Below are 19,307 nucleotides of genomic sequence, written 5' to 3'. Positions count from 1 at the left end.
CCGTCTCCGTTCGATCCCGGCCGTTCGGCCCGCCGGCGGTCCGTCTCCCGGCTCGTCCTCGCGGTCCTCGTCTCTCCGGTCGTCGGTCAGCGGGGCGCGGGTGGCGGGACGAGGGTGTTGTCGCCGGTGCGGCCGGCCAGGTGGTCCTCGACGTTGCGCACGGTGGCCTCGACGATCTGGCCGACCGCGTCGCGGGTGAAGTACGCCTGGTGGGAGCTGACCAGGACGTTGCGGAAGGTCATCAGCCTGGCGAGGGTGTCGTCGGTCATCACGTCCAGCGAGCGGTCGAAGAAGAACACCCCGGCCTCCTCCTCGTAGACGTCCAGGCCCACGCCGTCGAGCCGGCCCGCCCGCAGGGTCTCCACCAGGGCCTGGGCGTCGATCAGGCCGCCGCGGCTGGTGTTGATCAGGATCGCGTCGTCCTTCATCCGGGCCAGGGCGTCGGCGTTCACCACGTGGTGGGTGTCGGGCACCAGCGGCAGGTGCAGGCTGATCAGGTCGGCCTCGGCGAACAGTCGGTCCCGCTCGACGTACTCCATGCCCAGTTCCAGGCACTCGGGGTTCTCGGCGATGTCGGAGCCGAGCAGGCGCATGCCGAAGCCCGCGGCGATCCGGGCGAAGGCGGCGCCGATCTTCCCGGTGCCCAGCACGCCGGCGGTGCGCCCGTGGAAGTCGCGTCCCAGCAGGCCGTCGAGCCGGAAGTCGAAGTCGCGGGTGCGGGTCACCGCCCTGGCCACCCTGCGGTCGACCGCGAGGGCCAGGGCCCAGGCGAACTCGGCCACCGAGTGGGGGGAGTAGGACGACACGCGGGCGACCGACAGGCCCTCCTTCCGGGCCGCCTCCAGGTCGATGTTGTTGTAGCCGGTGGCGCGTTGGGTGATCAGTCGGGTGCCGCCGCGTGCCAGGGTGGCCAGTACCTCCCCGTCCAGGACGTCGTTGACGCTGCTGCAGACGACCTCGCAGCCGGCGGCGGTGGAGGCGGTGTCCCGGTCGAGGACCAGGTCCAGGCAGCGCAGGCGGTACCGCCCTCCGAACGCCTCTTCCAGCAGGGGCCGCTCGTCGGCGACGACCCCGTAGGCGACGACGTCCACCGTCCCGCCCGCCGCCGTGTCTCCTGTCGTGTCCGCCGCGTGGTCCACGTCGCCTCCCTGTGGGTGTCGTCTCCGGGGACCGCCGTACCCGCCCGTGCCGGCGGCGAACCCGTCGCCGGGAGCCTTTCGCGGCCCGTCCCGGCGGGGTGGGGCCGAACGGGCCGGGCGGGGGTCCGCGGGTCCCGTCGGGGGGGCCGGTTCCGGGCTCCAGCGAGCCGTCCCGCACGTAGGAGGAGAGCCTGCCCGGGCAGGACGTGGCGGTGAGGTCGCCGTGCCGCCGGATGCCGCGGCCCGCGCCGCCGATGTCGCGCAGTTGGGCGATCGACCAGCGGAAGGCGTCCAGGAGTCGGTCGCCGACGGGGTCGTAGCGGGAGCGGGTGCCGCCGGTGAGGGCGCACACCGCGTACCAGTTCCGGTTGCCGGCGGCGGTGCCGTTGGCGGCGGTCCGCACGCCCGGCCCCCGGCCCTCGAAGACGTAGCCGTGGACGCACACCAGATGGGTGTAGGCGATGTCGCCCCACCGGTTGACGTCCATGTGGTGGGCCTGGATGCCGCGCACCTGTCCGGCGCAGTCGTCGTGGCCGGCGCGGGCGACGCGCGAGGGGCCCACGTGGTGGACGGCGACGCCGCCGTTCTCGGGGGCGATGTCGGTGGGGCGGCTGCGGGCGGGGCGGGCGCCCCAGGCCGAGCGGGGGACGAAGACGGCCATCAGACCTCCCTCCGCTCCAGGTCGCACGACACGCCCGCGTCCGGGGGCTCGTGGCAGGCGTCCCGCGGGCCCTGGGGGCGGAGGGGCGTCGGGGGAGCCGGGCGGGGGGCCGCCGGAGGGCGGAGCGCGGCGGTGGCCGTGCCGCCGGCCGGGACGGAAAGGGCGACCGCGCCGGCGGCGGCCGCCGCCCTGCCGGTCAGGCTCAGGAATCCGCGTCGTGTCGGTCTGGGGGACAAGTCGTTCTCCTGCCGCCGATGGGGTGGGGCCGGCGCCGGTCCGTCCGCTTCGCCCGTGGTGGGGGTGGCGTCCCCGGGACGGCGGGGGAGCGGCGCTCGTTCGCTGCGGTGCGCAGGGGCCTACCCGGCGATCCGGATGTCAGGCTCGCCCGTACCGGTGATGTGCGCGGGGCCCGGCGGGGACCCCGGCGGGGCTCGGCGGGCGCTGCAAGGTTTCGGCAAGGAGGTTGCAGGAAAACGGTCCGCGCCCCCGGGCACCTCCCCTCCGACGCAGCAAATCGTCGACACATGGGGGAAGTTCATGTCCGCTTCGAGCAGGCGCACGGAGCCTGCCGTGATCCAGCAGGGCCAGTGGCTCACCCGGACCGGCTGCAAGAGGGTCCTGGTCGTCGCGCACACCATGACCTACGTGCACCGCCTGCGTGAGGTCGTCTCGCTCCTGGAGTCCGATCTGCGGATCCAGGTGGTCTTCACCGTCGCGCCGCACGCGTTCGGCGACGGCGTGGCCCGTCACCTGCGGGACCTGGGCATCGGCGTGGTGCCGTGGGAGAAGGCGGTGGGCGCCGGGTTCGACCTGGCCCTGGCCGCGGGTTCCCAGGGGATCGACCAGGTGCGGGCGCCGGTGGTGCGCATGCCGCACGGCGTCGGTCACATCAAGCTGTTGCGCGGCGCGGAGGACGGTGCGGCGGGCCCGTCGCGCGTGCCGGGCATGCTCAGCCGCCGCCATCTGATGCGCGACGGCAGGGTGGTGCCCGCGGCGATCGTGCTCGCGCACGAGCGGCACCGCCGGCAGTTGCGGCGCTCCTGCCCCGAGGCGCTGTCGAGGGCGGTGGTCGTCGGCGACCCCGGGCACGACCGGATCGTCGCCAGCCTGCCGCACCGGGAGCGGTACCGGCGCGCCCTCGGGCTGACCGAGGGGCGGAAGCTGGTGCTGTTCACCTCCACCTGGGGGCCGTCCTCGTCCTTCGGGCGCTTCGAGGCGCTGTTGCCGCGGCTGCTCGGCGAGCTGCCCCGGGAGAGGTACCGCACGGCGCTCCTGGTCCATCCCAACGTCTGGGCGGGGCACGGGGGGTGGCAGGTCCGGGCGTGGCTGGCCGCCTGCCGCCGCCGGGGGCTGGCGCTCCTGCCGCCGGACACCGACTGGTACGCGCCGCTGGTCGCCGCGGACTTCATCGTCGGCGACCACGGGTCGGTGACCGCCTACGGCACGCTGACGGGCGCTCCCATCCTGCTGGACCGCGACCCCGGCGAGGGGATCTCGCCGGTCTCGCCGGCGGCCCACCTCGCCCGTGTCGCGCCCGCGCTGTCGCCGCTGCACCCCCTGGAGGGGCAACTGCGCTACGCGGCCGAGGAGTACCGGCCGGAGGAGTACCGGCGCGTCGCGGCGGGGCTCACCTCCGAGCCCGGCCGCTTCAACCGCCTCATGCGCCGGCTGGTGTACCGGCTGCTGGGTCTGGCCGAGCCGGCGTACGAGCCCGTCACCGAGCCGGCCGCCGTGCCGGCGCCGCTGGACCACGGGGAGACGCCGGTGCCGGGGGTGCCGGCGTGACGCCCGCGTTCCGCACCCGTGTCGCGGTGCTGTCGCCCGCCGGCGTGCGGGTCACGGTGGTGCGCACCGCGCCCCCGCCGCACCGTTCGGCGGTCACCGCGCCCTTCGCCGACGTCCACGTGTGCGCGGACCCCGACCGGCGGGAGGACGGCCGCTGGCACGAGTACGCGGACGTCCTCGGCGGCAGCCGTCCGCTCCCCGTGCGGCGGGCCGAGCGCCGGGTGGTCGGGGTGCTGGACCGTCATCCGGGCTGCCTGGTGGCGGCGGTGCCGCGCGCGGACGGCGGCTGCGTGGCGGGTGTCCGCGGCGGCCGGCTGCTGGTGGCGCTGCCCGTGGGCGGGGTGGTCCCGTCCGTGCGGCAGTGGGTGGCGTTCGCCTCGCTGCTGCACTCCTGGCTGGTGGCGGGGTACTCCGTGGACGCCCTGCGCACCGTGGTCCTGGACGGTGGGGCCGGTGCGGGCCACGGTGGGGCCGGCGCGGCGCGGGTGCGCGTCGTGCGGTTGTGAGGCCGTGAGGCCGGCCCGTCGCGTCAGGTCGAGGGGTCGGGGGGATCGGTTCCGGCGTCCGGCGCCCGGAGCCGGTCCTCCAGCCGCCGTGCGTTCGCGGGGCTGAGGGGCCGGTAGATGTCCAGGGAGCGTCGGAGCAGTTCCCGGGCCCGGTCCTCCTCGCCCGAGCGGCGGGCCGCCAGCCCGAGCAGTTCCAGGGCGCGGGCCTGCCAGTGGGCCGAGCCGGTCCTTCGGAAGTCGGCGAACGCCTTCCACAGCCGCTCCCGGCCGCCCGCGGGGTCGCCCGCGCACGCGGTGGCGTGGCCGAGGAGGGCCAGGGCCCGTGCGGCGTCGTAGGTGTCGCCGGCCGCCCTCAGGTCGTCGTACGCCCGGGACAGGTGTCCGATCGCCGGGCCGTGCTCGCCGCGGGCCAGCGCGGTCTCGCCCAGGCACAGCCGTGACAGCGCGGCGCCGCGTCCGTACCCGATGGACTCGCGCAGTGCGAGGGCGCGGGTGAAGTACGCCTCGGCGTCGTCGAGCCGGCCGGCGCGCAGCCGCGCGTTGCCGAGTCCGTTGAGGGCCTGTGCCTGCCCGCGCACGTCCCCGTCCTCCTCGGCGTGCCGCAGCGCCCGCTCGTACCAGTCGGCCGCCTCCTCGATCCGGCCGGCGTCCCGCAGGCCGTTGCCGCCCGAGGTGAGCATGCGTCCCACGGCCTCCCGGTCTCCGTCCCGTCGGGCGGCGGCCAGGCCGACGGTGTGGGCCTCGATCCACATCTCGGTGGGGCGCAGCCGCAGGAACAGCGGCCACATCGCGTCCACGAGCTGCCAGGTGGTCGCGTCCCACCCCGCCGCGTCGCTGAGCCGCACCGCCGCCATCAGGGTGTGCCGGTGGGTGTCGAGCCAGGCCAGCGCCGTCTCGCCGTCCTCGAAGGGGGCGGTGGCGGCGGGCGGGTGGGCGTAGTGCCGGGCGAGTCTGCGGTGGACGGGGGAGAGGATCGCCTCGGCCGCCGTGGCCGTGGCCAGGCACCAGTCCACGAACCGCCGGGCCACCTCCCGGCGGGCCGCGGCGCTCTCCTCGGCCTCGCCGCGCTGGGCGGCGTGGAGGCGGACCAGGTCGTGGAAGCGGAGGCTGTCCGAACCGGCGTCCTCCAGGAGGTTGGTCTCCACCAGCAGGTCCAGCGTCCGCTCGGCCTCCTCGACCGGCAGGTCGCAGGACGCGGCGACCAGGGGCGTGTCGTAGTGGGTGACGGGCAGCGTCCCCAGTCGCCGGTAGACCCGGGCGGCGTCCTCGGGCAGCGCGTGGTAGGACTCGTCCAGGGCGGTGCGGACGGCCGCCTCGCCCTCCACCCGTAACGCCTCCAGCGGGCCGCGGCCCCGGTCCAGGGCGGCGGCCAGCGCGGACAGCGGCTGCCGGGGCCGTGCCGCCAGGTGGGCGGCGGCCAGGCTCACCGCCAGGGGCAGGAAGGCGCACAGCCGGACGACGCGGCGGGCGGTCTCCGGGTCGCGGGCCACCCGCTCGCCGCCGCCGTGGCGGAGCAGGTCCAGGGCCGCGCCCGGTTCCAGGGCGCGCAGGTGGTGGACCGCCGCGCCGTCGACGACGAGGCCGGTCAGCCGCTGCCGGCTCGTGACGACGACGAGGCTGTCGGACGTCCCGGGCACCAGCGGCCGTACCTGTGCGGCGGTGTAGGCGTTGTCGAGGAGGACGGTCAGGCGCAGGTCGGCGGTGACCGAACGCCAGAGCGCGACCTGCTCGGCCGGGCCGCCGGGCACGGCCGTCACGCCCAGGGAGCGCAGGAAGCGGTCGAGCACGTCGGCGGGTCGGACCGGGCCGGTGGACGCGTAGCCCCCCAGGTCCGCGTAGAGCTGCCCGTCGGGGAACTCCTCGGCGAGGTCGCCCAGCCAGCGGGAGGCGAGCGTGGTCTTGCCGACCCCCGCCGGGCCGCTGATCACCACGAGCCGCGGCGCGGGGCGGGGACGGGCCGTGCGCAGCGCCTCCAGGGCCTTCAGGTCCTCCGCGCGGCCGGCGAAGTGCGCCGTGACGGGCGGGAGTTGGCGGGGGGTGGGCGGGCGCTGCGGGGCGGCGGGGGCCTGGTGCACGTGGATGCCGCCGTGGATGTCGCGGGCCTGCACGGTCGGCCCCTGGAGCAGGGCGTCGCCGCCGATGCTGTTCGTGTGGCCTCCTCCGGGTCCGTGGGGCGGGGGGTGCGCTCTCAGCCAGCCGCGCAGGGCGTCGAGCAGCCGGCCGTCGTCGTCCGCCCGCCGCACCAGGGCGGTGGCGAGATTCCACGCGTCCGCCGGGGGTCCGTCGCCCGTGGCCGGCCGTGCCGCGGATGGTTCCGCGTCCGGCCCGGCCGCGTGTCGCAGGACGCGCTCCAGCGCGGCGCGGGCCTCCCGCGCCGGCTTGTCCCCGTCGGTCGCCAGAGCCCATGCGAGGGCGTTCACCAGCACTTCCCTGTCCGACACCGGTCCCCCCGACCCCCTTCCCGGTGTGCTTCCGGGGTGGCGGCGGGTGCTTGCACAGCCGCTCTTGATCCGCAACCCCTGACCCGATGAATTCCCCGTGAGGACGACGTTCGATCGCTCTCGTCGCCGATCTGACTGGTTTTCAGCCGATGTCCCGATGCTCTCTGGATCGCCGCGGTGACGCGCTGCCATGCTTTTGCCACCGCGGGGCGGTACCGGCGAGAGGGGCGCTGGTGGAGTTCCGGATACTGCTTTTCGGGCCCGTCGAGCTGCGGGCCGGTGAACGGCGCGGCACGTCCGTCTCGGCGAAGGGACGCCACGTCCTGGCGGCGCTCGCCTGGGACACGGGCCGCGCGGTGCACGTCGACACCCTGATCCGCCGCGTCTGGGACGGCACCCCGCCGGCCGGGGCGCGCGGGAACCTCCACACCCTCGTGTCGCGCATCCGCAAGGCCATGCGGGACCTCGGCGGACCGGAGGCGCCCCCGCTGACGGGGCGCGCGCAGACCTACACGCTCGAAGCCGACCCCGGGACGGTGGACGTGCGGCGCTACCTCGGCCTCGTCGGCCGGGCCCGCGCCCGCGCGGAGAGCGGCGATCCGCACGGGGCGCTGCGCCTGCTCGACGAGGCGTCCGGGTTGTGGCGGAGCGAGCCGCTGACCGGGATGTACGGCCTGTGGGCCGAGGAGGTGCGCGGCGAGCTCGCCCGCGAGAGCTCCGCGGCCACCGTGCTGCGCGCCGGGATCGACCTGCGGCTGGGCCGGTACGCGGACGCCGTGCCGCCGCTGTCGGCCCTGGTGGAGCGGCACCCCCTGGACGAGTCGCTGGTCGAACTCCTCGCCCTGGCGCTGTACGGCTCCGGAAGGACGGCCGAGGCCACCCGGCTTCTTCAGCGTGCCCAGCACCGGCTGGTCCGGGACCTGGGGGTGGACGGCGGGGAGCGGCTGCACCGGGTCCAGCAGGGCATCGTCAACCGGGTCCCGCCGGCGGAGCTGCTGCCGCCCGCCGGCCCGGCGGTGGTCGTCCCGGACCGTCCGCCCCCCGACCGCCCGCCCCCGGACCATCCGTCCCCCGACAACCTGCCGCCGGACATCCCCTGGGTCGGCCGCCGGGACGAGATCGACCGGATCGTGGCCGCGGCCACCACGACGGTCGGCCCGGCCTCGCGCGTCGTCGCGCTGGAGGCCATCGACGGCATGGCCGGCGTCGGGAAGACCTCGCTGGCCGTCCACGTCGCGCACCGGCTGAGCGCGCACTTCCCCGACGGCCGCGTCCACCTCGCGCTCCGCGGCCACGACCCCGCCCGGGAACCTCGCGAGCCCCGGGACGCGCTGGCCGAGCTGCTGCGCCTCTTCGGCGTGCCGGCGGACCGGCTCCCGCGCACGCTGGACGAACTGACGGCCCGGTGGCGCACCCTGATGGCCGACCGGCGCGCGGTGGTGATCCTGGACGACGCGGCCGGTCCGGAGCAGGTCCGGCCGCTGCTGCCCGGCGCCTCCCCGTCCCTGGTGCTGATCACCGGCCGGCGCCGGCTCACCGGCCTGGCCGGGGTGCGCACGCTCTCCCTGGACGTCCTGCCGGAGCCGGACGCGATCGAGCTGTTCCGGCGCCGCGTCGGCCCCGAGCGGGCTCCCCGCGACGGGGAGATCGCGGAAGTGGTGCGGTTGTGCGGGAATCTGCCCCTGGCGGTCGACATCGTGGCGAGCCGCTTCGTCGCCCGACCGTCCTGGACGGCCGCGGACCTCGTCGAACGCCTGGCGCGGGGCGGTGGGCGGCTCACCGAGATCCGCGACGCGCACCGGGGGATCACCGGGATATTCGAATTCTCCTACCAGAACCTCACCCCCGTTCAGCAGAGGGTGTTCCGCCTGTCGAGCCTGCACACGGGTTCGGAGTTCGGCCTCCGCGCCGCCGCCGCGCTGGCCGGACTGCCCGTCGAGGAAACGGACCGGGTGCTGGAGGATCTCCTCAACTGCCATCTGCTGATCGAGCCTTCGCCGCACCGCTACCGCATGCACGACCTGCTGCGCGAGTACGCCCGCACGTTGGTCGTCGCCGAGGAGGGCCGGCAGGCGGTCCAGCGGCTTCTCGACCACTACCTGTACACGGCGGACACCGCCGACCGCATGGTGTATCCGCACCGCTCCCGTATCGAGGCGGGACCCGGTCGTCGGACCTCGGATTCCGCGCGGTGGACCGAACGCGTGGGGGCCCGGGAATGGTTCGCCGTGGAAGGGGCCAATCTCCTCGCGACACTCGAGTACGTTCGCGCTCGTCGATCGCCCGCCGAGGCGGCGATCTTCTCCCACGTGCTGGCCGGATTCCTGGAGACGGAGGGTCATTGGGCCACCGCCGAGCCGCTGCTCCGCCGGGCGGTCGAGTACTGGCGGGAGTCGGGGGATCGCCGGAGCGAGGCGCGTGCCCTGCTCGACCTGGGGTCGGTGTGCGTCCGCACGGGGGCTTACGAGGTGGCCGTCGAGTCCGCCGACCGCGCGTCCCGGCTCGCCCGCGAGGCCGGTGACCGGGAGGTGGAGGCCGAGGCCCTCCACCAGTCGGGTTTCGCTCTCTGGCACAGCGGGCTCTATCCGCGGGCCCTCGCGCACCAACAGAGCGCACTGGCCCTGCGGACACGCGGTCGCGATCGTCTGCAACAGGCCCGAACCCTGAACACCATGGGCATCACGCTGTTGCACCTGGGACAGGTCGACAAATCCCTGGAGTGTTTCCGCGAAGCCGTCCGCGGGTTCCGGTCGGTTGGCGATTTGAGGGGCCTGTACTACGCCCTCAACAACATGGGCGAAGTGCACCGGGAACGGGGTGAGGGAGAACTCGCCGAACAGTGCTACCGGGAAGCGGTGGAAATCGCCGGAGTCGCCGGCAACACCGTCGACAGGGCCACCCTCCAGATGAACCTGGCGGAATTTGCGCTGGACTCCGGAAGGACGGGGGAAGCGTATTCCCTGTACCGGCAGGCTCTTCCCGTGTTCCACGGTGTGGGTGACAGGCGCAACGAGTCGATCACGCACAACGGCATCGGCAGGGTGCTGCGGTCGATGGGGCGGTACGAGGAGGCGGTCCCCCGGCACGGGGCGGCCCTCGAACTGGCCCGTCTGATCGGAGCGGCCAACGAGGAAGTCCAGGCCCTGCGCGAACTGGGGATCACCGAACGGGCGAGGGGACGGACACGGCGGGCGGTCGAGTGCCTGGAGACCGCCCTCGCCCTCGCTCGTCGCATCCACGCCTCCGGAGAGGAGGCCGAGACGGTGAGAGCGCTCACAGACCTGCGCGGGCGCTGCGGTGTTTCTGCAACCGCAAAGCAGGGGCAAGAGGGAAAACCTCCCGGGGAAGAGGAGTCTTCCTGACGGAGGAACCACGCGACAACGGCCGACGAACCGCACCCGTTCAACTGGGAGTTGGCTCCCCGGGGTCATCGGCGAACCTCTGTGCGATGTGTCGGTGACGCGTGTTCGACTGGGGCTATGATCGTCGCCCCGCGGCCGGCCGGGTTCAGCCGTGGGATGTACATGTCACTTTACGAGAGAGAACTCGATGCCAATGTCGAGTCGGCGCCCCTCACGGTGCGCCCGCGCAACCGTCCCGTTCATAGCCCTGCTGTTGGTGGCCTTCGCCGCCCCCACGGCCCAGGCCGCATCGACACGCCTTTCGACGGAGGTGTGCATGGGGTACTGAGCGGGACCGCACCCACGGCCTCGGGCGTGCGGGTGCGGTCCCTGCGGTGAGGGGCGTGGCCAATGATCCGGGCTGCACCCCGGAACACGCTCCTCACCGCGCCCTGCCTCCGGCGCCGCCGGAGGCAGGAGTCCTTTCGATCCGCGTCAGTCGACATACCCGGGAAACGACCGCGGCAAGGGCCGGATTCGGGACACGGGCCGTACACGGCTCCGTGTGCGTGTCCCCCGGGACTGTGTACGCGTCCGTCCGCGGGCGTGTTCAACCCCCCGTGGCGCGGCGGCGGTGGACGCGGGCCTCCCACGGGGCGAGGGGCGTGGCGGGGGAGGTGAGCGGGGCCGCGCCGGAATGGTTGGTGATCAGCGCCTCGGCGCCCGCCCAGTCGGCGGGGACGGGGGCGGAGGCCGGTTCGGAGCCGAGGTTGGCGAGCACCAGCAGTTCGATGACGCCGCCGGAGGCGTCCTCGTGGCGGCGCGTGAAGGCCCAGATCCGCTCGTCGTCCGGCAGCAGCAGCGTGAAGTCGCCGAAGGCCACCGCCGGTTCGGTGTGGCGCAGCGCGATCAGTCGGCGGTAGTGGTGGTACACCGACCCCGGATCGGCGACCGCCGCGGCGGCGTTGATCTCCGTGTGATTGGGGTTGACGGGGAGCCAGGGAGTGCCCTGGGTGAAACCGGCGTGCGGGGAGTCGTCCCACTGCACGGGGGTGCGGGCGTTGTCGCGGCCCATCGCGCGGAGCGCGTCGAGCACCTTCTCCGGGTCGGCCCCGTCGGCGACGGCGTGGGCGTGGTGGTTGAGCGACTCGATGTCGCGGAAGTCCTCGACGGAGGCGAACGGGGCGTTGGTCATGCCCAACTCCTCGCCCTGGTAGACGTACGGCGTGCCGCGGTGCAGGTGCAGCACCGTGGCCAGCGCGGTCGCCGAGCGCACCCGGTGGACGGGGCCGTCGTCGCCGAAGCGGGAGACGGCGCGGGGCTGGTCGTGGTTGTTCCAGTACAGGCTGTTCCAGCCCACCTCGCCCAGCCCGGTCTGCCAGCGGGCCAGCGACGCCTTCAACTCCGGCAGCCGCAGCGGACGGGGGTCGAACTTGCCCACGCCGTGGTCGAGTTGGACGTGCTCGAACTGGAACACCATGTCCACCTCGGCCCGCGCCGGGTCGGTGAACAGCCGCGCCTGCTCGATGGTCACGCCGGGCATCTCGCCGACCGTCAGCAGCCGTTCCGGGTGCCCCGCGAACACCTCCCGGTGCATTTCGGCCAGGTACTCGTGGATGCGCGGTCCGCAGACGTAGTACGGGGAGCCGTCGCCGTACCGGCCGTCCTCGGGCACGGCGCCGTCGGGCAGGGACGGGTCCTTGGAGACGAGGTTGATCACGTCCATCCGGAAGCCGTCCACGCCCCGCTCCAACCACCAGCGCATCATGGCGTACACCGCCTGGCGCACCCGGGGGTTCTCCCAGTTGAGGTCGGGCTGTTTGCGGGAGAACAGGTGCAGGTGGTATTCGCCGCTGGTCTCGTCGTACTCCCAGGCGGGCCCGGAGAAGAACGACCCCCAGTTGTTCGGCTCGGCGCCCGGTGTGCCGGGGACGGTGCCGGGGCGGGCGGGCCGCCACCAGTACCAGTCCCGCAGGGGGCCGTCCGGACCGCCGTCGCGCGACGCCACGAACCACGGGTGCTCGTCGGAGGTGTGGTTGACCACCAGGTCCATCACCAGGCGCATGCCCCGGTCGTGGACGGCGGCCAGCAGCTCGTCGAAGTCGGCCAGGGTGCCGTACATCGGGTCTATACCGTAATAGTCGGAGATGTCGTAGCCGTTGTCGTCGTGCGGTGAGGGATGGACGGGGGAGAGCCAGAGCACGTCGACGCCCAACTCCGCCAGGTGGTCCAGTCTCCCGAGGATCCCGCGCAGGTCGCCGATGCCGTCCCCGTCGGAGTCGGCGAAGCTGCGGGGGTAGATCTGGTACACCACGGCGGTCTTCCACCACGGTTCGTCCGTGCCGGCGGTCGCGGTCATGGGGCAGGCCTCGTCTCGCAGGGGGAGCCGTCCTCGGAGACCTACCCGGGCGGTGCCCGCGCCCATCCCCCCTTTTTTCCGGCGCCGTCCGGCCCGCCGTGGCACCGTGGTCCGCCGTGACGAAGGACGTGATGACGAGAGACGAACTGCTGTCCGCGTTGACGCGCCTGCGACGGGCTTCCGTCGGCGGGCAGCGCGCCCCGCACAAGCCGCTCCTGCTGCTGTGGCTGCTGGGCCGCTTCGCCGCCACCGGCACCACGGTCGTCTCCTACGCCGAGGCCGAGGAGCCGGTCGGCCGCATGATCGACGACTACGGTCCGCCCGCCAGGTCCTCCGACCGCGCCGCCATGCCGTTCGTGCACCTGGAGCGCACCCTGTGGGACCCGCGGGACGCCGACGGCCGGCCGATACCCCCGTCCGCTCCCGAGCGCGGCTCCTGGCTGCGCGCCCGGGGCGCGACCGGACGGCTCCTCCCGGCCGTCGAACGGCTCCTGGCCGACCCCGGGACCCTGACCGCCGCCGCCCGGCTGCTGCTGGACCGGCACTTCACCCCCGCGCTCGAACCCGTGATCCGCGCCGACGCCGGGCTGGGCCCGCCCGTCCTGGAGGAGGCGGCGCTCGTGGGCCCGGCCCGGGGGCGGCGCCCGCGCCGGTCGGGCTTCGCCGAGGAGGTGCTGCACGCGTACGGCTTCGCCTGCGCGATGTGCGGCTACGACGGGAGGCTGGGCGGCGCCCCGGTCGGTCTGGAGGCCGCCCACGTCCGGTGGCACAGCCAGGACGGCCCGGACGAGCCGGACAACGGCCTCGCGCTGTGCGCGCTGCACCACGCGCTGTTCGACCTGGGAGCGCTCGGCCTCACGCCCGACCTGCGCGTTCGTGTCTCGCCCCGGTACGCCGCCCGCGGTCGGGCGGGGCGGGCCGTCCACGACCTCGACGGCACTCCGCTGGCCCGGCCGCGCCCCGGACGGCCCACCGTGGGCGCGGCCTTCGTCGCCTGGCACGACCGCCAGGTCTTCAAACACGAGCCGCTCGCGACGACCGCCCGAGCCGGACGGTGAGGGGCGTCGCCTCGGCGCTCCCGCGCGGTCGGGGCGGAGCGGCGGGTTCCCGGCGCGGTGGCGGACATCCGTGCCGGGACGGTGCCGCGGCGGCGGTTCCCGGTCCGGTCCGCATGTGCCGGCCGTAAACGGGTACGGCGTCCGCTGTCCGGAGGATCCACGAGGACCACGGATTGTCGCAGGACGTCACGGAGCGAGGAGACCGTCATGAGCACGCCCGAGGAGAACCGGCCCAAGACCGAGAAGACCGACCAGGTCGTCTTCGACGAGCAGGGCGAGCAGTCCGCGCGCAGGGCCGAGGCGGCCAACGAGAACCGGGGGAACGTCGGGCGGGAGTTGGAGGACGCCATGTCCGAGGCCGGTGTGGACCGCGAGGACTTCACCGGCGAGAAGGGCGAGGGCAACCGCTAGGGACGCACGGGCGGGACACCCCGCGGCGCCCGCACGATCGGGGCGCGGCCCCAGGCGGGCCGCGCCCCGATCGGACGCCGTGTGACCGTGTGCGGGGTCAGCCGCCCTTGCCGAAGACCGCCTTGCTGACGTCGTCCGGGCCGTCGAAACGGTCCTTCTTCAGCGCGGACAGCTCCTGCACCACCTCCTCCTTGGCGCCCTTCTTCTTGGCGTGCTCGACCAGGGCGTCGCGGTCGGCGGGGTAGTCCATGCCGCCCAGCGCCTTCTGCAACTCGATCGGGTTGTTGAGCTTTCCCATGGGGCACCTCCGGTCTCTGTGGGGTGTCCGGGGTACCCGCACGGGCCGGGGGACATTCAGCGCGTGTCGAAAGAAGTCGCCGCTCGGGCGGGCGGCCCGGTGCGGGGAGGTGCCGCGCGGCGCCCGGCCGGGGTTCAGCCCCGCCGGTCGCCGCCCGTCCGCCGGGAGGCGGAAGCGGAGGTGGAGGTGGAGGCGGCCGTGCGCCGTCCCCGCCCCGGCCGGCCGCGTCGCCCGGTGCGGGGACCGGCCGCGCCGCGCCGGGGCTGCTCGTCGGCCGGCGCGGCGAGGGTGACGGGACGTCCGGAGGGGCGCCTCGCGCCGGTGATGCGGGCGAGTTCCGCGTCGTCGGAGCGGACCGTGGTGACGCGCGGTGACACACCGGCGGCGGCCACCAGGCGGTCGACGTCGCGGCGCTGCTCGGGCAGGACGAGGGTGACGACGCTGCCGGACTCGCCGGCGCGGGCCGTGCGGCCGCCGCGGTGGAGGTAGTCCTTGTGGTCGGCGGGCGGGTCCACGTTGACGACCAGGTCGAGGCCGTCGACGTGGATGCCGCGGGCGGCGACGTTGGTGGCCACCAGGACCGTGGCGTGCCCGGCCCGGAACTGCTCCAGCGTGCGGTTGCGGTGGTTCTGGGACTTCCCGCCGTGCAGCGCGGCGGCCCGTACGCCGTCGGCCAGCAGGCGCCGGACCAGGCGGTCGACGGCGCGCTTGGTGTGCACGAACATGATCACGCGGCCGTCGCGGGCGGCGATGCGCGTGGTGGCGGCCTGCTTGTCCTCCGTGGCCACCCTCAGGATGTGGTGCTCCATCGTGGTGACGGCGCTCGCCGGGGGGTCCACGGAGTGGACCACCGGGTCGGACAGGAAACGCCGGACCAGCCTGTCCACGTCGCGGTCCAGGGTGGCGGAGAACAGCATCCGCCGGCCGTCGGCGGGCACCTGCCGGAGCAACGCCGTGACCTGGGGGAGGAAGCCCATGTCGGCCATCTGGTCGGCCTCGTCCAGCACGGTGGTCCGCACCCGGTCCAGCCGGCAGTGGCGGCGTTCGACCAGGTCCCCGAGCCGCCCGGGGGTCGCCACGACCACCTCGGCCCCGCTCTTGAGGACGGCGGCCTGACGGTTGATCGACAGGCCGCCCACGACGGTGGCCAGGCGCAGCCGCACGGCCTTGGCGTACGGGGTGAGGGCGTCGGTGACCTGCTGGGCCAGTTCCCGGGTGGGCACGAGCACCAGGGCCAGGGGACGGCCGGGCTCGGCGCGCAGGCCGGCGGTGCGGGCGAGCAGGGCCAGCCCGAAGGCGAGGGTCTTGCCCGACCCGGTGCGTCCGCGGCCCAGGACGTCGCGGCCGGCCAGCGAGTCGGGCAGGGTGGCCGCCTGGATCGGGAACGGGACGGTGATGCCCTGTCGGCCGAGCTCCTCCAGCAGGGGAGCGGGCATGTCCAGCTCGGCGAACGAGGCGACCGGGGGCAGGCCGGGGGTGCCCGCGGGCACGGTGAGCCCGTCCCGCGGCGGAGCGCTCGCGCGGCTCTGCGCGGGCACCGCGGAACGGGACGGCCGGCGGCGGGCGGGACGGGGGGAACGGGTGGAACGGGTGGGGGAACTCATGCGGGGAAAGACCCTTCCTCGGTGGGGCGCGCGCCGAGGAAGACCCCGCGGACACGACCGGTGGGGGAATCGAGGGAACGAGCCGGTGAAAGAGTGCGGCCCTCGCCACCGCGGTGCGGTGGGGAGCCGCCGTGCGTTCGGCGAGTCGCGTGGTCGGTACCGGTGTCGGGACCGCGGCCGTCGCGACGAGGCGGAGACGGAGGGAGCGGCGAGAGGGGCACCGGGCGACGGGGAGAGCGCGCGCCGGTGCGCCGGATGCCGGAGCGGTGAAGCACGGACCGGGGCCCGCACCCTGTGGTGCGGGCCCCGGTCTCGGTGGTGCCGTGTGCTACGGAAGCGTCGCGGCGTCAGGCCGGGACGATGTTCTCCGCCTGCGGACCCTTCTGGCCCTGGGTGACGTCGAAGGTCACCTTCTGGCCCTCGTGGAGCTCGCGGAAGCCCTGGGTGGCGATGTTCGAGTAGTGGGCGAAGACGTCGGCGCCGCCGCCGTCCTGCTGAATGAAGCCGAAGCCCTTTTCCGCGTTGAACCACTTCACGGTGCCGGTAGCCATGCTGTTCTCCTCCATGTACGGGGCAGTGCGGGAAATCCGCACCGTGCGGATTTCCGTGTCGCCGTATTGAGACCCCGCCGGAAGAGCCGGAAAAACAAAAGACGCCCGAAGGTCACAAACCGTCAGGCGCGCACAAAGTTCATGGGTACCAAAACTGCAACTGGTGAAACCGTAGCACACTTCCCGTGCCGGCGGGGGAACCCCAGGTCGGAACCCCCGCCGGGGTCACCAGCGGGGGATCGCGGGGTCGTAGTCGGGGTCGAGACGGCACCGGTAGCCGGTGTCGTCGCGCCGCTCGCGGCCCGACTCGACGTACGTCCGGTGGCGCTCGGCCAGCGCCTCCCGGTCCAGCTCGACGCCCAGCCCCGGCCCGTCGGGCACCGGGACGCAACCGTCGACGAAGCGCAGCGCGCCGGGGACGATCACGTCGTCCCGGTGGTTCCAGGGGTAGTGGGTGTCGCAGGCGTAGGTGAGGTTCGGGGTGGCGGCGGCGACATGGGTCATGGCGGCGAGGCTGATGCCCAGGTGGGAGTTGGAGTGCATGGACATCCCCAGCCCGAACGCCTCGCAGACCGCGCCGAGCTCGCGGGTGCGGCGCAGCCCGCCCCAGTAGTGGTGGTCGGAGAGGATCACCTGCACCGACCCGCGCTCCACCGCGGGGCGGATGGTCTCGAAGGAGACCACGCACATGTTGGTGGCCAGCGGCATGCTCGCGGCCGCGGCGACGGACGCCAGGCCGTCGAACCCGGGCGTCGGGTCCTCCAGGTACTCCAGGACGCCCTCCAGCTCCCGCGCCACGTACCGCGAGGTCTCCGGCGTCCAGGCGTAATTGGGGTCGATCCGCAGCGGCAGGCCGGGGAACGCCTCGGCCAGGGCGCGGACGGCGGCTATCTCCTGGTCCGGCGGGAAGACCCCGCCCTTGAGCTTCAGGGACCGAAAGCCGTAGAGGTCCACCATCCGCCCGGCCTGGGCGACGATGCCCTCGGGGTCCAGGGCCTCGCCCCACTCGTCGGGGATCGGGCCGCGGCCGTCCTGCGCGGGGTGCTCGGCCCACTTGTAGAACAGGTAGGCGCTGTAGGGCACGGCGTCGCGGACGGCCCCGCCCAGCAGGTCGCACACCGGACGTCCGGTGATCTTCCCCTGGGCGTCCAGGCAGGCGACCTCGATGGCGGAGAAGACCCCGGCCCGCGCGGTGGTGGGCACCGGCCCCTCGGGTCCGCCGAGCGCGGCGTCCACGGCCCGTCCGATGGCGGTGGTGGCGAAGACGTCCATGCCCAGGACGGCCTCACGGGCGACGGCCAGCCGCTCCAGGTGCTCCTTGTCGCCGGGGCTCTCGCCGAGGCCGATCACGCCGTCGTCGGTGACCAGTTCCAGCACGCACCGCAGCGCCAGCGGCTCGTGCACGCCGGTGGAGTTGAGCAGGGGCGGATCCCGGAAGGCGATCGGGGTGACGATCAGGTCGCGTATCTTCATGCGGCCACCGTCCTCGGGCCGTGGTCCACCGGTTCCTCCCGTCGTCGGTCCGGGCGCGCGGGGATCGGGTCGGCGGGGCGCGGACGCCGTCCGTCGGTGCCCGGGCCTTCCGCGTCATCGCCGCATGGATCTCCCGTACATGGATGTGAACGGTCTTCCGTTCCGTAAACCTGCGGGCACCCTAGGAGGGGCCGTCATCGGCGTCAAGAGCGCGGTGGATAAGGGTTCGGGGGCCACCGTCGGACGGTCTCGGAGGAGCGGGAGTGTTCACGTATGTGACTCGTGGTGGCTCGATGTGACGCCGCCCGCGCCGTGCGCGGGCATCGGGCGCGGGGCCGTGCGACCGCGGACGGACGAGGGCCGCCCGGCACCGGCCGGGCGGCCCTCCGCGCGCACCCCCCGTGCGCGGCGGGTGTGGCGTCAGGCGGTGTGCAGCGTCAGGCCGTACACCGACAGGATCTCGTTGACCGGCTGGAACCAGGTCTCGCCGCCGCCGGAGCAGTTGCCCCAGCCGCCCGAGGTCACGCCCTGGGCCTGGTCGCCGCTGATGAACGAGCCGCCGGAGTCGCCGGGTTCGGCGCAGACGCTGGTCTTGGTCATCTGGTGGACGGCGCCCTGGCTGTAGTTGACCGTCTCGTTCTTGGCCAGCACCTGGCCGCAGTGCCACTGGGTGGTGGAGCCCGAGCGGCAGATCGAGGCGCCGACCGGGGCCTCGGCCGAGCCGCGCACCAGCACGTCGGGCGTCTTGCCCCAGCCCAGCACCACCGGGACCGTCCACCAGCCGTGGCCGGTGCTCACGAAGGCGTAGTCGTTGCCGGGGAAGGACGAGCCCCGGAACTGCCCCATCTGGGAGCCGTCCCAGCCGCGCACCGAGTCCCCGGTCCGGCCGCAGTGCCCGGCGGTGACGAAGCCGCCGTGCACCGCGAAGCCTATGGAGCAGCGGGCGTTGCCGGTGTAGTACGGGTCGCCGCCGACGACGCCCGCGGCGAAGGTGCGCGGCGCCTCGCCGGCGCTCTCGCGCACGGTGACCGGGCCGGCCTCGCGCGCGTCGTCGAGGAAGGCGCGCACGGCGGCGTCGCGCTCGGTGCCCTCCACGAGGTTGACCACCACGCTGTTGGAGCGGGGGTCGACGTGCCAGCTGCTCACGCCGGACGGGGCCGCCTTCCTTTCGGCCCGGGCGTCGAGCCGCTCCTTGGCGGCGTCCAGCTCCTCGGCGCTGTGCTCGACGATCCGGGCCGTCGCGCCCGCCGACCGGACGGCCTCGGCCTTCTCCCGGCTGGTCACGCCGACGACCAGCTTCCCGGTGCGGGCGTCGAACCAGGAGCCGCCGAAGGCGGTGCCCGCCGCCTTCTCGGCCTTCGGGGCCACCCGGGCGGCCGTCGCCTCCTGCCGCAGCCGCTCCTGCGCCTGGTGCTCGCTCAGGCCCAGGTCGCGTTCCACGGCGTCCACCAGGGCCTGCGCCGGGGCCTCCGCGGAGGCCGGGGCGTCGGGGGCGGGGGCCGCCGCGGCCGAGGAGAGGCCGGTTCCCGTGGCCGCCAGGGTGCCCAGCACGAACAGCGCGGACAGGCTCGCGCGCACGCCGGTTCTGCGTCGCATGACGGGTCGCATGACGGTTGGTCTCCTTACTGTCGCTCGGCCTGTGGGGGGCCGAGGTGGGGTCGAACAGCGGAGAGAAACTGA

At 74.4% G+C, this 19,307-nt stretch carries 13 protein-coding genes; 5 read left to right on the top strand and 8 right to left on the bottom strand.

Annotated features, from left to right (window positions below; all coding sequences use genetic code 11):
- Nucleotides 1–86 precede the first annotated feature (86 nt).
- The gene (locus tag ABD335_RS09715) at nucleotides 87–1,091 is read right to left on the bottom strand and encodes a 2-hydroxyacid dehydrogenase (protein WP_344322117.1); all 1,005 of its coding nucleotides are present in this window, start codon (nucleotides 1,089–1,091) and stop codon (nucleotides 87–89) included.
- Nucleotides 1,092–2,337: 1,246 nt separating this feature from the next.
- On the opposite strand from ABD335_RS09715, the gene ABD335_RS09710 reads away from it, so the two are divergent.
- Complete coding sequence (locus ABD335_RS09710; protein ID WP_425583586.1) at nucleotides 2,338–3,585, top strand: hypothetical protein; 1,248 nt, start codon at nucleotides 2,338–2,340, stop codon at nucleotides 3,583–3,585.
- Nucleotides 3,582–4,091, top strand: a complete 510-nt coding sequence (locus ABD335_RS09705) for a hypothetical protein (RefSeq protein ID WP_344321749.1) — start codon at nucleotides 3,582–3,584, stop codon at nucleotides 4,089–4,091. The genes ABD335_RS09710 and ABD335_RS09705 overlap by 4 nt, the downstream gene beginning before the upstream one ends.
- 23 nt (nucleotides 4,092–4,114) lie before the next feature.
- Here the strand turns inward: ABD335_RS09705 and ABD335_RS09700 are convergent, their stop codons facing one another.
- A complete protein-coding gene (locus tag ABD335_RS09700) occupies nucleotides 4,115–6,511 on the bottom strand; it encodes an ATP-binding protein (RefSeq protein WP_344321748.1) in 2,397 nt (798 codons plus the stop codon).
- A 254-nt stretch (nucleotides 6,512–6,765) separates the two neighbouring features.
- On the opposite strand from ABD335_RS09700, the gene ABD335_RS09695 reads away from it, so the two are divergent.
- Entirely contained in the window at nucleotides 6,766–9,894 is a 3,129-nt protein-coding gene (locus ABD335_RS09695) for an AfsR/SARP family transcriptional regulator (RefSeq protein WP_344321747.1), read from the top strand.
- 589 nt (nucleotides 9,895–10,483) lie between these two features.
- Here the strand turns inward: ABD335_RS09695 and ABD335_RS09690 are convergent.
- Nucleotides 10,484–12,232 (bottom strand): alpha-glucosidase, encoded by a 1,749-nt coding sequence (locus ABD335_RS09690; protein WP_344321745.1) that lies wholly within the window; start codon nucleotides 12,230–12,232, stop codon nucleotides 10,484–10,486.
- A gap of 131 nt (nucleotides 12,233–12,363) precedes the next feature.
- Between ABD335_RS09690 and ABD335_RS09685 the strand changes: the two genes are divergently transcribed.
- Together ABD335_RS09685 and ABD335_RS09680 are read left to right on the top strand one after the other, a co-directional pair.
- Nucleotides 12,364–13,290 carry a phosphorothioated DNA-binding restriction endonuclease gene (locus tag ABD335_RS09685; RefSeq protein ID WP_344321744.1) on the top strand — a complete coding sequence of 309 codons (927 nt, stop codon included), beginning with the start codon at nucleotides 12,364–12,366 and terminating at the stop codon, nucleotides 13,288–13,290.
- Between the two features lie 207 nt (nucleotides 13,291–13,497).
- Nucleotides 13,498–13,701 carry a hypothetical protein gene (locus tag ABD335_RS09680; RefSeq protein WP_344321742.1) on the top strand — a complete coding sequence of 68 codons (204 nt, stop codon included), beginning with the start codon at nucleotides 13,498–13,500 and terminating at the stop codon, nucleotides 13,699–13,701.
- Between the two features lie 97 nt (nucleotides 13,702–13,798).
- Here the strand turns inward: ABD335_RS09680 and ABD335_RS09675 are convergent, their stop codons facing one another.
- The 5 genes from ABD335_RS09675 to ABD335_RS09655 form a co-directional block, all read right to left on the bottom strand.
- A complete protein-coding gene (locus ABD335_RS09675) occupies nucleotides 13,799–13,999 on the bottom strand; it encodes a DUF2795 domain-containing protein (protein WP_344321741.1) in 201 nt (66 codons plus the stop codon).
- 134 nt (nucleotides 14,000–14,133) lie between these two features.
- Entirely contained in the window at nucleotides 14,134–15,603 is a 1,470-nt protein-coding gene (locus ABD335_RS09670) for a DEAD/DEAH box helicase (RefSeq protein ID WP_344321740.1), read from the bottom strand.
- Nucleotides 15,604–15,950: 347 nt separating this feature from the next.
- Nucleotides 15,951–16,154 carry a cold-shock protein gene (locus ABD335_RS09665; RefSeq protein WP_344321739.1) on the bottom strand — a complete coding sequence of 68 codons (204 nt, stop codon included), beginning with the start codon at nucleotides 16,152–16,154 and terminating at the stop codon, nucleotides 15,951–15,953.
- Between the two features lie 225 nt (nucleotides 16,155–16,379).
- A complete protein-coding gene (locus ABD335_RS09660) occupies nucleotides 16,380–17,627 on the bottom strand; it encodes a glucarate dehydratase family protein (RefSeq protein ID WP_344321738.1) in 1,248 nt (415 codons plus the stop codon).
- Nucleotides 17,628–18,047: 420 nt separating this feature from the next.
- Nucleotides 18,048–19,223, bottom strand: a complete 1,176-nt coding sequence (locus ABD335_RS09655) for a S1 family peptidase (RefSeq protein WP_344321736.1) — start codon at nucleotides 19,221–19,223, stop codon at nucleotides 18,048–18,050.
- Nucleotides 19,224–19,307 lie beyond the last annotated feature (84 nt).

Origin of the sequence: Streptomyces macrosporus (genome assembly GCF_039533145.1) — a bacterium.
Lineage (GTDB): Bacteria > Actinomycetota > Actinomycetes > Streptomycetales > Streptomycetaceae > Streptomyces > Streptomyces macrosporus.
Note: the sequence above shows the minus strand (reverse complement) of the source record. Positions and strands in the feature narration are given on the sequence as shown.

Bases quoted from the DNA above. Each gene is read 5' to 3' on its own strand.
- ABD335_RS09665 (WP_344321739.1), bottom strand. From the start codon at position 16,154: ATGGCTACCGGCACCGTGAAGTGGTTCAACGCGGAAAAGGGCTTCGGC.
- ABD335_RS09675 (WP_344321741.1), bottom strand. From the start codon at position 13,999: ATGGGAAAGCTCAACAACCCGATCGAGTTGCAGAAGGCGCTGGGCGGC.
- ABD335_RS09655 (WP_344321736.1), bottom strand. From the start codon at position 19,223: ATGCGACGCAGAACCGGCGTGCGCGCGAGCCTGTCCGCGCTGTTCGTG.
- ABD335_RS09690 (WP_344321745.1), bottom strand. From the start codon at position 12,232: ATGACCGCGACCGCCGGCACGGACGAACCGTGGTGGAAGACCGCCGTG.
- ABD335_RS09710 (WP_425583586.1), top strand. From the start codon at position 2,338: ATGTCCGCTTCGAGCAGGCGCACGGAGCCTGCCGTGATCCAGCAGGGC.
- ABD335_RS09685 (WP_344321744.1), top strand. From the start codon at position 12,364: ATGACGAGAGACGAACTGCTGTCCGCGTTGACGCGCCTGCGACGGGCT.
- ABD335_RS09680 (WP_344321742.1), top strand. From the start codon at position 13,498: ATGAGCACGCCCGAGGAGAACCGGCCCAAGACCGAGAAGACCGACCAG.
- ABD335_RS09660 (WP_344321738.1), bottom strand. From the start codon at position 17,627: ATGAAGATACGCGACCTGATCGTCACCCCGATCGCCTTCCGGGATCCG.
- ABD335_RS09670 (WP_344321740.1), bottom strand. From the start codon at position 15,603: ATGAGTTCCCCCACCCGTTCCACCCGTTCCCCCCGTCCCGCCCGCCGC.